Here is a 13,595-nt window from a genome sequence, read left to right as displayed (position 1 = left end):
TGTAAAACCAATTGCTTAAGAACGCGGCGCCAGCTTCTCATCGATTTGCCGCGAGAGTATGGCGGAGAATTCGTCCGCAAAGCCCTCCATGCGAGCGGTCAGTTTGCCCGCATCGCTTGACAGTTTGTTGTAGGCAATAACCGCAGGAATAGCCGCAACCAGACCGATAGCCGTCGCCAGCAGCGCTTCGGCGATACCGGGCGCGACAACCGCGAGGCTTGTCGATTTGGAACCGGCAATGCCCATGAACGAGGTCATGATACCGATGACCGTGCCGAACAAACCAATGAAGGGTCCGGCGGAACCAATGGTTGCCAGAAATCCGAGACGCGCCGCGAGAATATCACTTTCACGTGACAGAGCGACGTCCATGGCCTTATCGATACGCATCTGCAGGGCGATGGGAGAACGTGCGCCCTTCTCAAACGACTTTTTCCATTCGCGCATCGCGGCAATAAAGATCGAGCCCATGCCGGTGGTGCGCTTTTCGCCGAGATTGCGGTAAAGCTCTTCGAGGGACTGGCCGGACCAGAAGACCTGCTCGAAACGGTCAAAGGCGCGCTTGGCGCGGCCATAGCCGAGCACCTTGTCGATGATGATCGCCCAGGTCCAGATGGAGGCCCCGAGAAGGCCGACCATGACGAGCTTGACGATAAATCCGGCCTGCCAGAACAGTCCCCATAGGGAAACATCCGATGTCTGAACAGCAACCGCTAAATTTTCCATATCCACTACCCTCGAATCCGAAAACCCGGTATTTCAACCGGGCTGCAATCGTCTCTTGTACCCGTGCATGGTCCACCGAAGTATAAAAGGTTCGGCAATACGGCCACGCGCCAATTTATTTCTTTGGAACTCGGCCGAACGCCGGACCGGCATCCATACTTGCTGACTAAATTCCGAGAGCCACGTTCTGAGACCGGACTTTTTCCAGTATTCATACCGCGGCTTCTCACGGTTAATTTTGGTAAAACGAAGGCGTTAACGCGAAACACCCCGTTTCATAGCCTTATTCATGGTTTGTTATGGTTAAGGATCAGTTATGATTCTGCACCCAAGCGGCATTTAAACGCGCTGAATTCAGGTTACAGGCTGAATATTTTTATGCCCGGGCTGAATAAATTTATGCCTCAGGCTGAAAAAGCTTGATCCATTCGGCAGGAAACCGGCGCGGACGTCCGGCATTATTGATCAGCGCCGCTTCAACAGTGGCTGAAATCAAGAGATCATCGCCCCGCTTTATCGCTTGCGCCATCTTGACCCGCGCACCTGAAATTTCGGCAGTGCGGGTTTCAACCGTCAGCACATCGTCAATACGGGCTGCACCCTTGAAATCAATCTCCATACGCCTGACAACCCAGACAATGCTCTCGCCGTGCTTGCCATCGGCAAGCTCTGAATGATGCACGCCAAGCAGCCGCAGGTAGTCGGTGCGCCCGCGCTCCAGAAATTCCAGATAGCGTCCGTGATAGACGATCCCCGAGAAATCGGTATCGGCATAATAAACCCGTGCCAGAAGACGGTGCCCGAACGGTGTTAGTTCGCCAGCAAGGCCGCCAATGGGCGGAACGGAAAGATTGTTTTCACTCATGATCCTTCCCTTTTGCAGGCACGACAGGCATTTTGTCCAGAGCCATTACCAGAGGTTGTGAAGGAAACTGACCTTGCCCGCATTCCGCGCCCTTCTCTGCCTCGCATGGCTTCTGGTCTTTACCTCGGGCGCTTTGGCAGCCACGTTCACCATGCAGCGCGGCCTCAATCTCGATATCTGGACCACATGGCCCGGCCCGGAGCACTGGGATGACGAGGAGGTTTTGGCCAATTTCCCAGAATGGCGCAAAGGCGTAACAGACCGCAATCTTGCCGATATACGCAAAGCGGGTTTTGACTTTGTGCGCATGCCTGTCGATCCCGCGATCTTTCTGGAGGATGCATCGGAAGCACGCATAACAAGGCTGATGCGGGAAACACTTGCCGCCGTCGATCAATTGCACAAAGCCGGATTGAAGGTGATTGTTGATTTTCACCTGATCCCGAGCGACTCCCGCAAAATAGGCACAAAGCAGGTGATTGCGGACGAAGCCCTGTTTAACCGCTATCTGGCTATGGTCGAACGGTTTGGCAAAGCCCTCTCTGTCACCGATCCCGTCACAACGGCTTTTGAAGCGCTGAACGAACCGGTGATCGATTGCGATCCCACTGTAGCGCCTAAATGGCCACCCATGCTGAAACGGCTTTATGCAGCCGCACGCAAAGGCGCCCCTGTTCATACATTGGTGCTGTCAGGTGGCTGCTGGTCCAGCGCCTGGGGTCTCGACAAGATTGATCCGGCTGAGTTTAACGACGACAACATCATCTGGACATTCCACAGTTACGAGCCCTATTTCCTGACGCATCAGGGTGCCAGCTGGACCGGCGATGTGATGAGTTATGTCGAGCACCTGCCCTATCCGCCCGATTTGATGGGGCCGAAAGCTCTTGCCGAACGACTGACAGCCATTCGCAAGAAGATCACGGAGAAAGCGCCCGAAGCACAAAGGCCTGAATTGCTTCAAGGGCTCGACAGCATGGCGGGCGGCGTCATGAACGCGGCACAGACACAATCGAAGCTGGATGAGCCTTTCAAAAAGGCCGAAAGCTGGGGCAAGGCGCACAAGATTGCGCCGGAGCGCATACTGCTCGGCGAGTTCGGCATGATCCGGCAGGAATACCAGAAGGAGTTCCACATGCCGTCTGCCTGGCGCGCCGCCTATCTCAGGGATATGACACAGGCAGCACAACAACGCGGCTTTCCGTGGTCGGTCTGGTCATGGGGCGGTGCTTTCGGCATCACCCTTGATGATGACAAGCGCCAGCTTGATCCAGTTATTTTGAAGGGGTTGGGATTGAGGGGACGGTGATGGATGTTCCCGTGGTTCGTGGTTCGACAAGCTCACCATGAGGGAAAGTGTTGCAACGATAATCGCCGATATTTCAGATCACAAACATTGCAGATCAAAAAGGGAGCAGAATTTAGCTCCCTTTCATCACCCCTCTCCCTCATGGTGAGCTTGTCGAACCACGAACCATCATTATACAGCCACCATCGACCAAACGAACAAATCCAGCCCTAATCCTCATCTTCCTGAAACATGCTGATCTGCTGCTGGATGATCTCCGCAGGTGCATTCAGGCCCAGATGCTTCCACGCATTGGCGGTCAGCACGCGTCCGCGCGGGGTGCGCTGGATAAAGCCCTGCTGGATGAGATAGGGCTCGATAATATCCTCGATGGCATCACGCGGCTCGGAAAGCCCCGCCGCAATGGTTTCAATACCAACAGGTCCGCCACCGAAATTATGGGCAATCATTGAGAGATAACGCCGGTCAAGTTGGTCAAGTCCCAATGCATCCACTTCAAGCCGCAACAGCGCGGAATCGGCGGTCTGGCGGTCAATGGAATCCTTGCCGTCCACAATGGCGAAATCCCGCACCCGGCGTAAAAGCCGTCCGGCAATGCGCGGCGTACCGCGAGCCCGGCGCGCAACTTCCAGCGCGCCATCATCGGTCATGCCGATACCCATGATGCGGGCACCGCGCCGGACGATATGCTCCAATTCCTCAACCGTATAGAAATTGAGCCGGACAGGAATGCCGAAGCGATCGCGCAAGGGTGTTGTCAAAAGCCCGAGACGCGTCGTCGCCGCGACCAGCGTGAATTTGGCCAGATCAATCTTGACCGAACGCGCGGCAGGACCTTCACCGATGATCAGATCGAGCTGATAATCTTCCATGGCTGGGTAGAGAATTTCTTCCACTGCCGGATTAAGACGATGGATTTCATCGATGAAGAGAACGTCATTCTCTTCAAGGTTGGTCAAAAGCGCCGCCAGATCGCCCGCTTTGGCAATCACCGGTCCGGATGTCGAGCGGAAATTGACGCCAAGCTCCTTGGCCATGATCTGCGCCAGCGTCGTCTTGCCAAGACCGGGCGGCCCGACAAACAATACGTGATCCAGCGCCTCACCGCGTGACTTGGCAGCTTCGATAAAAACTTTCAGATTGGCCCGCGCTGCCGCCTGCCCGACAAAATCATTCAGTGTTTGCGGGCGCAGCGACGTATCGGCATCTTCGCCGCGTTTGTCGGGGGTTATCAATCGGCTGACATCACTCATGCGGATGTCCTCGCATAGCGCGCTTGATCAGGCAACCGTATCACCGGGAAAGTTCCTTCAAACCCAAACGGATCAGCTTGGCGGAATCAGCATCTTCGCCCGCATCCCGGAGCGCTGCAGCAATCGCATTGGCAGCCTGATCGCGGGAATAGCCAAGATTGGTCAACGCCGAAACCGCATCGGCAACCGGGGCGGGGGCAACGCCCTCACCCAGCTCCTGCTTGAGACCAATTGTGCCCATAGCTTCACCGGCAAAGGCAGGCGCCTTGTTTTTCAGCTCTATGACAATGCGCTCGGCCACTTTCTTGCCGACACCCGGTGCGCGGCTCACCATCGCAATATCGCGCAGCGCAATGGCATTGGCGAGATCGGAGGGCGTCAAGGTCCCGAGAACGCTCAAGGCCACCTTGGCACCGATACCCTGCACGCTCTGCAACAGGCGGAACCATTCGCGCTCCAGCGCAGTACCGAACCCGAACAGGCGGATCAGATCTTCCCGCACATAGGTTTCAATCAGAAGCACTGCTGCTTCGCCGGGCGCGGGCATGTTCGACAGCGTTCGCGCCGAGCAATAGGCGACATAGCCCACCCCATGCACGTCAAGGATCACATGATCCTCGGCAATCTCATCAACAGTGCCCTTCAGTTTTCCAATCATAGCTGTGCCGCCAGTTTCTGTTCGATGGCAATCCGGCCAATGGCGCTCTGTCTGTGATGCGCATGACAGATAGCAACCGCCAGCGCATCCGCCGCATCATCCGTATCGAATGTCGCCTTGGGCATCAGCACCTTCACCATCATGTGAATCTGCTGCTTTTCTCCATGCCCGACACCGATCACCGCTTTCTTGACCGCGTTGGGCGCATATTCGGCAACCGGCAATCCAGCCAGTGCAGGAACAAGCAGGGCAATACCGCGTGCCTGACCGAGTTTCAGTGTCGCGGTGGCATCCTTGTTGACGAATGTATGTTCAACGGCTGCCTCATGCGGCATCTGGCCGTGAATGATCCCGACAAGTCCGTCATGCAACTGGCAAAGCCGCGATGCAAGATCAAGTTTTGCATCGGAAAGGACTGTGCCGGCTGCCACGAAACGCAGGGAATTACCGAGCGTTTCAATGATACCCCATCCGGTACGCCGCAGGCCGGGATCAATTCCAATGATGCGAATCGCTTCTTTCATGTCGAGACCTTATCGAGCTGTCAGGGAACTTGACAGCAGAAAGGTGAACAAAAGAGAAACAAATCTATATGTTGTACACGATTATCATATGCCAGAGCCCTTCCAGCCTAAACAGAATTGCTCTGCGGAAAGGGATTAGCGATGGGCGAAAGCTGTGGCGAGCAGGCTGATCTGGTCGGAAACAGGATTGGTCGTCAGCGCCCGCCTTGGGCCGGTGCTGGCGCCCTCATTATAAATTTCGTCATCCATCTGCCTGACACGGGCCTGCAAGCGCAGTGAACGATGGACGAGATCGCAATAGTCGAAGGGGATTTCATCCCAACCTTCCACATCTTCCGGTGCTGATTCCGTATCGAGGCGGACTTTCGCCTTCTCCGACAGAACCTGTTCCTGCGTCATTTCTCCGCTGCGCGAGGCCCGTTGCAGCAATAGCCATGAGGCAACCTGCATCAGACGTGTGGTCAGACGCATTGATTCGGCGGCATAAAGCGTTGCCGCAATACGGCTCAAGCGTTTGGCTTCGGCGCGGCCTTCCCCGTCGAGATAGGCAGCAGCTTCCTCAACAAGGCTCATGCCTTCATCATAGATATGATTGAACGTTTCCGAGCGGACCATGCGATCGGCCAGCCGGATTGTATTGTCAGCGTAATATTCCCGTTCAGCCATTTCATGCCCTGTCATTAAAAATCCGCTGATTCTCAAAGCAGCGCTCTCTTACTGGGACAGCAAGCGGGGCACCACAACGGTCAACGGGCGGTATTCCCCAGCAACCTGCCCGCATGCACACATGAGCGCAAGTTTATCCTTAATAAAGGGTTAACGTCAGGGCCGCCGGATAGATATGAACATAAAAAAAAGAGCCGCAAAACGTGGCGGCTCTCAGGAGTCTAACAGGGAGGCGTCAAACAAAGTGGCCAAACCACTTGGTAAGAATCCAGAAAACTGGATGATCAATTTATAGCTTGTAATGCTTAACAAGCGGTTAATGCCGACATTGAAGTTGAAACCATCCGCATCCAAAAGGTTGCATCAAGCAATCAGCTTCCCATCAGTTTTGCCCGCTTTCGCAGTTCAAACTTTTGGATTTTTCCGGTCGATGTCTTCGGTATTGCCTCGAAAAGCACATGCCTTGGCACCTTGAAACGGGCAAGCAATGTCCGGCAATGGGCGATCAATTCTTCCTCTGTCGCCACCTGCCCCGGCTTGAGTTCCACGAAGGCAAGCGGTGTCTCGCCCCATTTATCATCCGGCCGCGCCACGACGGCGCAGGCACCCACAGCAGGAAACTTGTAAAGGGCATCTTCGACTTCGATGGAGGAAATGTTCTCGCCGCCGGAAATGATAATATCCTTGGAGCGATCCTTCAGCTGGATATAGCCATCAGGATACATGACGCCGAGATCGCCGGAATGAAACCATCCACCGGAAAAAGCTGCATCGCTGGCTTGCCGGTTTTTCAGATATCCCTTCATGACAATATTGCCACGGAACATGACCTCGCCGATCGTCTCGCCATCGGCAGGCACCGGCTGCATGGTTTCAGGATCAAGCACAGCGAGGTCCTCAAGCGAGGCATAACGCACACCTTGACGTGCCTTCTTGGCGGTACGGGAGGAGGCTTCCAGCGCATCCCACTCATCCTGCCATTCATTGACGACCGCAGGACCATAGGTTTCCGTCAGGCCATAGAGATGCGTGACCGCAAACCCTGCATCAGCCATACCGGCCAGAATGGATTCCGGCGGCGGTGCTGCGGCTGTATTGAAGGTTACTGTTTGCGGGAATTCGCGCTTGTCCTTTTCAGCCGCGTTGATCAGCACAGACATGACGATGGGCGCACCACAGAGATGTGTTACGCCAAGATCGGCAATCGCATCATAAATCGGCTTTGCCCGGACCCAGCGCAGGCAGACATGGGTGCCGAATTGCAAGGCGAGCGTCCATGGAAAGCACCAGCCATTGCAGTGGAACATCGGCAGGGTCCACAGATAGACGGGATAACGCCCCATGCCGGATGCCACCACATTGCCATAGCCCATCAGCGCCGCGCCGCGATGATGATAGACCACGCCCTTTGGATCGCCTGTCGTGCCCGACGTATAGTTGAGCGTGATGGAATCCCATTCATCATCGGGCATTGACCATGCATAGTCAGGGTCGCCGCTCGCAACGAAAGCCTCGTAATCGATCTCACCGAACGGCTCACCCTGCGGATAGGGCGCATCATCTGGATATTCCGTATCGACGAAATGAATGACCAGTGGTTTGACTTTGGCGAGTGCGAGAGCCTCGCGGAAAACCGCAGAGAATTCCGTGTCGACAATGGCGATCTTGGTTTCCGCATGGTCAAGCTGGAAGGCGATCACCGCCGCATCGAGCCGCGTATTGACCGAATGCAGCACGGCCTTGGTCATGGGCACACCGAAATGCGCTTCCAGCATCGGCGGCGTATTCGAAAGCATTACTGTAACAGTATCGCCCTTGCCGATCCCGCGACGGGACAGCGCCGACGCCAACTGGCGGGTACGGCGATAGAACGTGCCATAGTCATAACGTTGAGAGCCGTGAATGATCGCCGTTCTCGACGGGTAAACCCGCGCTGCCCGTTCCAGATAGGTCAGCGGCGTCAGCGGCTGGTAATTGGCCGCATTGCGCTCAAGATCACGATCAAAAATTCCACCACCCATATACGCCTCCCAACGCTTTGCATGAGAAGCTTAGACCATGGAAACAAATGATGGCTAACGGTTTTTCCTGACCACCCAACAAAACCCGCCCTGAAAATCAGGACGGGCCAATAGTCGAAACCGGGAAGAGCAATCAGGAGATAGCGGTCTTCGCTGTTACGGATTTCATTCCCGAACTCCTCGCCGCGCTATGAACAGGCCTGCCAGCGACAACCAGCTTTGCTTTTGCTACGTGAGCCTGCGGAACGGGACGCTTGCCCCAGCCAATACTCGGCAACCATTCAAGATAATGGGCGAGCGCAAACTGCGCCATGATTCCACTTGCAATCAGCAGCGTATCATCAAGCACATCGCCCGGGTTCATCTCCTTGACGATCTGCGCAACCATGGCAAGGATTGTCCCGGCGATAAACACCGGCAGCGAATGCTTGCCGAGAATAGCCAGCGGATGATCTTCTGGCGTGCGTGCCAGATTGGAAATGGCCGGGACCGAGACGATCACATAGGCCAGTGCCAGCACATGGACGAGACGGGTCAATGACAGGAATGTCTTGTCAAAACCTGTCACCACCATGGGCAGACCCATCGACGTATCAATACCCCAGAACGGCACCCGTACCCAAAGCAGCGCAAGCAGAATGTAGCCGACGGAAAATCCGAACAGATATTTGTTGAACGGGATCTGGCCGCCCCGGCGCACATGCATCACACCGGCGATGCCGATGACGAACAGAAACTGCCAAGACAGCGGGTTCAGGAACCACACGCCAGGAGTCGGGTAATTGGGTGGGGCAATCTGGTAAACACCCGATACCAGCCACAGCAGGCCGGAAAAGCCAACCATGGCTGACAGGCTGATATTGCCGAGGAACAGGAACAGCGGCAGCATAAGAAGCAGCACGCCATACATCGACAGGATATTATTATAGCCGAGCTGGTGCCCCATCGTGGCAAGACCAATCAGCGCCTCAGCCGGTTGATCCATCAATGGTCCGATATTGATGAAGGACATGAATTCCGGACGATTGAGATAAAGTCCGGCGGCACAAAAAATCGCCAGCGTTGCCACTGTCGTCAGGATATGCGCGCTATAAAGCGTCGCCGCGCGGCGCCAGGCTTTCAACGTGATAAGAAAGCGGTTGCCCGCCTCGAACTTCGAGCCATAGGCAAGACCGACCGCAATACCGGAGATCAGCACGAATGCTTCGGCAGAGTCCGAAAAGCCCAGATTTTTATGGGTCAGATGCTCATAAACGGTTCCCGGCACATGGTTGATGAAGATGGTCAGCAGTGCCAGAGCCCGGAAAACATCAATGCGGGTATCCCGCTGTTGGAGCTGTGTCTGTGTCATAGCATTCACCAATTCCTGTCATGCAAGATTCAACCACAGCACTCCCGGCCTCGTAGGGGAGCGGTTCTTCGACGGTCGTGATTGATAATGTTTACATAGTCCGAAAGTTGCGATTCGGCCGATCAACTTTAGTTCATAATTATAACAAAGCGGCCAATCCATCGTAGGAAAGCTTCAATCCCATCAATAGGATCATGATATACATGAAGGGATAAAACACCTCAGGGCGCATGCGTTTTACAATCCATGCACCCGCAAAAGTTGCAAGCGGCGCTATGGGCATCAGAACCGCTGCGGCCTTGAGATTCTCGGCGTCAAACTGGCCCAGCGCAAAATATGGGATGACTTTTATCGCATTAACAATCGCGAAAAAGATAACGCTCGTGCCGTTGTAGATCTTTGGGTCCTGCCGCAGCGGCAGGGCATAAACCTGATAGGGCGGACCGCCCGCATGGGCAACAAAACTTGTGAACCCGGCAATGGTCGACCAGAAGGTTGCAGCCGCTGCATTGTGCGGTTGCGCCGCGGCACGTTTGGCCGCGCTGGTGAAAATATAGCGCGCAAAAAAGATGATCGCGACGGCACCGACAATGAGTTTCACCATGTCATCGGTCACAACAGATGCGGTCAGCCAGCCGATGCCGATACCAAGCAAAGCGCCCGGCAACATCAGCTTCAGGGTCTTGTTGTCGCGATAGCCCCGCCAGCTCCACAGGCTCGCCACATCCATGATGATAAGGATTGGCAGCATGATCGCCGCCGCCTGCACTGGCGGCATGACCAGCGCCATCAACGGCACACCGACCTGCCCCATGGCGCCGCCAAGGCCGCCTTTCGACAACCCGATCAGGATCGTGGCCGGAACGGCAGCGGCATAGAACCATGGGTTCAACAGGAGATCATGCATGATGGAAATCCGGTAAGGAGGGTCTTTCATCCTTAACTGATCACATCGGCAATTGAAAAATGCTTTTTGCGGCAAGCACCTGTTTGCTACTAAGTAATTACGTCGTAAGACTAATATGCAACAGACGTGTGGGACATGAGGCATCGAAAAGACTGTTCAAATGAACGGTCATCCTCTATGCCCGAATTCCATCACGATTGCCCATTCTATAGAGAACGATTGTAAGGTTGCAGCCAATGAACAATGACCAGACACCCCAACGCTGCCGTATCGTTCTGATCGCGCCCCCGGTTGCGAGCGCCGACGAACTGGCAAAAAAACTGACCGACGCGCTGTCTGGCGGCGATGTCGCTTCCGTGTTGCTCTCAGCCTATGAGACGGACGAAACACTTTTTCAGACCATGGCGGAGACCGTTGTCCCGATCATCCAGAGTGCCGGTGCTGCCGCCATCATCGTCGGCAACACACAGATTGCCGGCCGCGTTAAAGCAGATGGTCTGCATCTTGAAGGCCCGGCCAGTGACCTTGCTGCAAATGTCGAAAAATTCTCGCCCAAGCTGATCGTCGGCACCGGTAATATCAAGAATCGCCACACTGCTCTCGAAATTGGCGAAGCCCAGCCCGATTATGTACTTTTCGGCAAGATTGGCGCTGATACCACGCCTGAAGCCCATCCGCGCAATGTTGAGCTTGCCGACTGGTGGGCGTCAATGATCGAGATTCCCTGCATCGTTCAGGCGGGCAATACGTTGGAAAGCATCACTGACGCAGCGGCAACCGGCGCAGAATTTATAGCGCTCGGCGCAGCCGTTTTCGGCCATGACAAACCGGCAGACGCCATCAAGGAAGCGAACCGGCTGCTTGATGAGCACGCGCCGCGATTTGAGGACTAGGCCCATGGGAGTAAAATCCGGAAACCTCGTTTGCGCCATCGCGGCAGTGCTGGCGATATCACCGGTTTTCATGCACGCGGCTGCAGCCCAGACAGCGCCCGCTCCAACAGCCACGGAAACACCAGCTGCTCCTGCACCTGCTGCACCAGACACGCCTGCTCCTGCCGTCAATCATGCTCCATCATTAACGTCGGCACCCACCGACGCACCACAGCCGCTTGAAACACCGCAAACGACCCCGAAGCAGGACAAGCCGAAACTGGCCAGTGATCCCACGGTCGACATTGTCAATCCGACACGCTTCGGCAAGGGCGCCATCGACGAGGCTTTTGGCGCTTATCAGCGCGGCCTTTACAAGACCGCCTATAATCTCGCTCTACCCCGCGCCGAGAGCGGCGACGGTGCAGCACAGGTGCTGATTGCCGATATGCTGGCGCGTGGCCTCGGCATACCTGTCAATCTGGCTGAATCGGCAAAATGGTACGGCAAGGCATCTGAACAGGGCAATCCGGAAGCGCAGTTCCGCTATGGCACCATTCTGCTTCAGGGAAAATATGCGCCGAAGGACCCCGCCAAGGCCAAGACCCTGATGAAGGCTGCTGCCGATGGTGGTAATGCCATGGCGCAATTCAACTATGGCCAGATAATGATGCAGGAACACCCAGGCGCGCTGGGTATTGAGAATGCTTATCCATGGTTTCTGAAAGCTGCCACGCAGGGGCTTCCCGATGGGGAATATGCCGTTAGCCAGATTCTTGCCAATGGGACACTGGCGGTTCCGCGCGACGATGCGAAAGCCCGCGAATATCTCATCAAGGCGGCAAAACGCGGTTATGACACGGCCCAACTTGACCTTGGCCGGTGGTTTGTTGAAGGGCGCGGCGGCCCTCGCGACTATGGATCGGGGTTTGGCTGGACACTGCGCGCTGCCGTAGGCGGTAATGTCGCAGCACAGGCACAGCTCGCCAAGCTTTACTATCAGGGCCTTGGGGTCGAAGGTGATTCCGTCAAGGCCGCCGCCTGGTACATGGTTGCCAGACGCGCGGGATTGACCGACCCCGAGCTTGATTCTTTCATGGACGGCCTCGACGATGACCAGATGAAGGCCGCACTGACTGAAGCCAACAAGCTGCGTTAACACCGCAATGACCGAACAGAAATGGGAAGCTGAACATGCCGTTGATTAACCGAGCCCATGAAATGCAACCGAGTGTCGCCGAATGGCGCCGGCATCTGCATGAGAACCCGGAAATCCTTTATGACGTGCATGAAACTTCCAAATTCGTCGCGGAAAAACTGCGCTCTTTCGGTTGCGACAGCGTTGAAACAGGCATCGGCCAGACCGGCGTCGTCGGCATTATCCATGGCCGTCATGGCGATGGTCCGGCCATTGGCTTGCGCGCCGATATGGACGCCTTGCCCATCGTTGAAGCCAGCGGCAAGCCTTGGGCTTCGAAGACAGCGGGCAAGATGCATGCCTGCGGCCATGATGGCCACACCGCCATGTTGCTCGGCGCAGCACAATATCTTGCTGAAACCCGCAATTTCCGCGGCTCGGTAGCCGTGATCTTCCAGCCCGCAGAAGAAGGCGGCGCTGGCGCACTGGCAATGATCAATGACGGCCTGATGGACCGCTTCGCGATCAAGGAAGTCTATGGCATGCACAATGCACCCGGTCTGCCCGTTGGCCAGTTTGCATTACGCAAGGGCTCCATCATGGCGGCAACGGACGAATTCGAGATCAAGGTGATCGGTCGTGGCGGCCATGCCGCCAAACCGCATACAACTGTTGATCCCGTGGTTGTATCGGCTCATACGGTGCTTGCCCTGCAATCGCTCGTATCGCGCGAACTTGATCCGCTCAAATCCCTCGTTATTTCCGTGGCAATGATTCACGGCGGCGATGCAACCAATGTCATCCCGAATGTCGTAACGCTGTCAGGTACGGTTCGCACCCTTGCACCGGAAATTCGTGAATTCGCCCGCAAGCGTGTGACAGAAGTCGCCGAGGCCACGGCGGCTATTTTTGGGGCTAAGGCCGAGGTCAAGTATGATCAGGGCTATCCCGTCACATTCAACCATGATCGCGAGACGGATTTCGCCACGGGTGTCGCCCAAATGATTGCCGGTGACAGTGCCGTCAATACCAATATGCCGCCGGTTATGGGCGCGGAAGATTTTTCCTACATGCTGGAAAAGCGCCCCGGCGCTTTCATTTTCCTTGGCAATGGCGACACGGCTGCCCTGCACAATTCAGCCTATGATTTCAATGACGATGCCATTCCCTATGGCATCAGCTATTGGGTTTCCGTGGCGGAAACTGCACTGGCTGCTTGACGTTTCGGGCTTAGCCGCGAAAAGGGTCTTAACAGGCTCTTTTTGCGCTTTCTCTTGCCTATCGCGCGATTTTGTGGTCTTGGAG

At 55.6% G+C, this 13,595-nt stretch carries 13 protein-coding genes; 4 read left to right on the top strand and 9 right to left on the bottom strand.

Annotated elements, in window-relative coordinates; translation table 11 throughout:
• Positions 1–15 precede the first annotated feature (15 nt).
• Positions 16–726 carry a protein TolQ gene (tolQ, locus tag FHW17_RS05230; RefSeq protein WP_091879872.1) on the bottom strand — a complete coding sequence of 237 codons (711 nt, stop codon included), beginning with the start codon at positions 724–726 and terminating at the stop codon, positions 16–18.
• Positions 727–1,123: 397 nt separating this feature from the next.
• Positions 1,124–1,591, bottom strand: a complete 468-nt coding sequence (ybgC, locus tag FHW17_RS05225) for a tol-pal system-associated acyl-CoA thioesterase (RefSeq protein WP_113097090.1) — start codon at positions 1,589–1,591, stop codon at positions 1,124–1,126.
• Between the two features lie 73 nt (positions 1,592–1,664).
• Between ybgC and FHW17_RS05220 the strand changes: the two genes are divergently transcribed.
• Positions 1,665–2,900, top strand: a complete 1,236-nt coding sequence (locus tag FHW17_RS05220) for a cellulase family glycosylhydrolase (RefSeq protein ID WP_182509330.1) — start codon at positions 1,665–1,667, stop codon at positions 2,898–2,900.
• Between the two features lie 209 nt (positions 2,901–3,109).
• Here the strand turns inward: FHW17_RS05220 and ruvB are convergent, their stop codons facing one another.
• The 7 genes from ruvB to FHW17_RS05185 all read right to left on the bottom strand — a co-directional run bounded on the left by ruvB (position 3,110) and on the right by FHW17_RS05185 (position 10,280).
• Entirely contained in the window at positions 3,110–4,153 is a 1,044-nt protein-coding gene (ruvB, locus tag FHW17_RS05215) for a Holliday junction branch migration DNA helicase RuvB (protein WP_113097092.1), read from the bottom strand.
• A 40-nt stretch (positions 4,154–4,193) separates the two neighbouring features.
• On the bottom strand, positions 4,194–4,811 hold the full coding sequence (gene ruvA, locus FHW17_RS05210) for a Holliday junction branch migration protein RuvA (RefSeq protein WP_112525321.1): 618 nt from the start codon (positions 4,809–4,811) through the stop codon (positions 4,194–4,196).
• Entirely contained in the window at positions 4,808–5,335 is a 528-nt protein-coding gene (ruvC, locus tag FHW17_RS05205; RefSeq protein WP_182509329.1) for a crossover junction endodeoxyribonuclease RuvC, read from the bottom strand. The genes ruvA and ruvC overlap by 4 nt, the downstream gene beginning before the upstream one ends.
• 135 nt (positions 5,336–5,470) lie before the next feature.
• Positions 5,471–6,016, bottom strand: a complete 546-nt coding sequence (locus FHW17_RS05200) for a DUF1465 family protein (RefSeq protein ID WP_244518269.1) — start codon at positions 6,014–6,016, stop codon at positions 5,471–5,473.
• Between the two features lie 356 nt (positions 6,017–6,372).
• A complete protein-coding gene (locus tag FHW17_RS05195) occupies positions 6,373–8,022 on the bottom strand; it encodes an acyl-CoA synthetase (protein ID WP_113097093.1) in 1,650 nt (549 codons plus the stop codon).
• 133 nt (positions 8,023–8,155) lie between these two features.
• On the bottom strand, positions 8,156–9,373 hold the full coding sequence (gene opgC, locus FHW17_RS05190) for an OpgC domain-containing protein (RefSeq protein ID WP_182509328.1): 1,218 nt from the start codon (positions 9,371–9,373) through the stop codon (positions 8,156–8,158).
• A gap of 139 nt (positions 9,374–9,512) precedes the next feature.
• The gene (locus FHW17_RS05185) at positions 9,513–10,280 is read right to left on the bottom strand and encodes a sulfite exporter TauE/SafE family protein (RefSeq protein WP_091879860.1); all 768 of its coding nucleotides are present in this window, start codon (positions 10,278–10,280) and stop codon (positions 9,513–9,515) included.
• A gap of 236 nt (positions 10,281–10,516) precedes the next feature.
• Between FHW17_RS05185 and FHW17_RS05180 the strand changes: the two genes are divergently transcribed.
• Genes FHW17_RS05180 through FHW17_RS05170 form a run of 3 tightly spaced genes read left to right on the top strand, consistent with a single transcriptional unit; the run spans position 10,517 to position 13,510 of the window.
• Positions 10,517–11,173 carry a thiamine phosphate synthase gene (locus tag FHW17_RS05180; protein WP_112525329.1) on the top strand — a complete coding sequence of 219 codons (657 nt, stop codon included), beginning with the start codon at positions 10,517–10,519 and terminating at the stop codon, positions 11,171–11,173.
• Positions 11,174–11,177: 4 nt separating this feature from the next.
• Entirely contained in the window at positions 11,178–12,311 is a 1,134-nt protein-coding gene (locus FHW17_RS05175; RefSeq protein ID WP_246706724.1) for a tetratricopeptide repeat protein, read from the top strand.
• Between the two features lie 35 nt (positions 12,312–12,346).
• A complete protein-coding gene (locus FHW17_RS05170; RefSeq protein WP_182509327.1) occupies positions 12,347–13,510 on the top strand; it encodes a M20 aminoacylase family protein in 1,164 nt (387 codons plus the stop codon).
• Positions 13,511–13,595 lie beyond the last annotated feature (85 nt).

Source organism: Phyllobacterium sp. P30BS-XVII (assembly GCF_014138335.1).
GTDB lineage: Bacteria > Pseudomonadota > Alphaproteobacteria > Rhizobiales > Rhizobiaceae > Phyllobacterium > Phyllobacterium meliloti.
The sequence above is the reverse complement of the archived record's forward strand: the minus strand, read 5'-3'. Positions and strand labels throughout refer to the sequence as shown.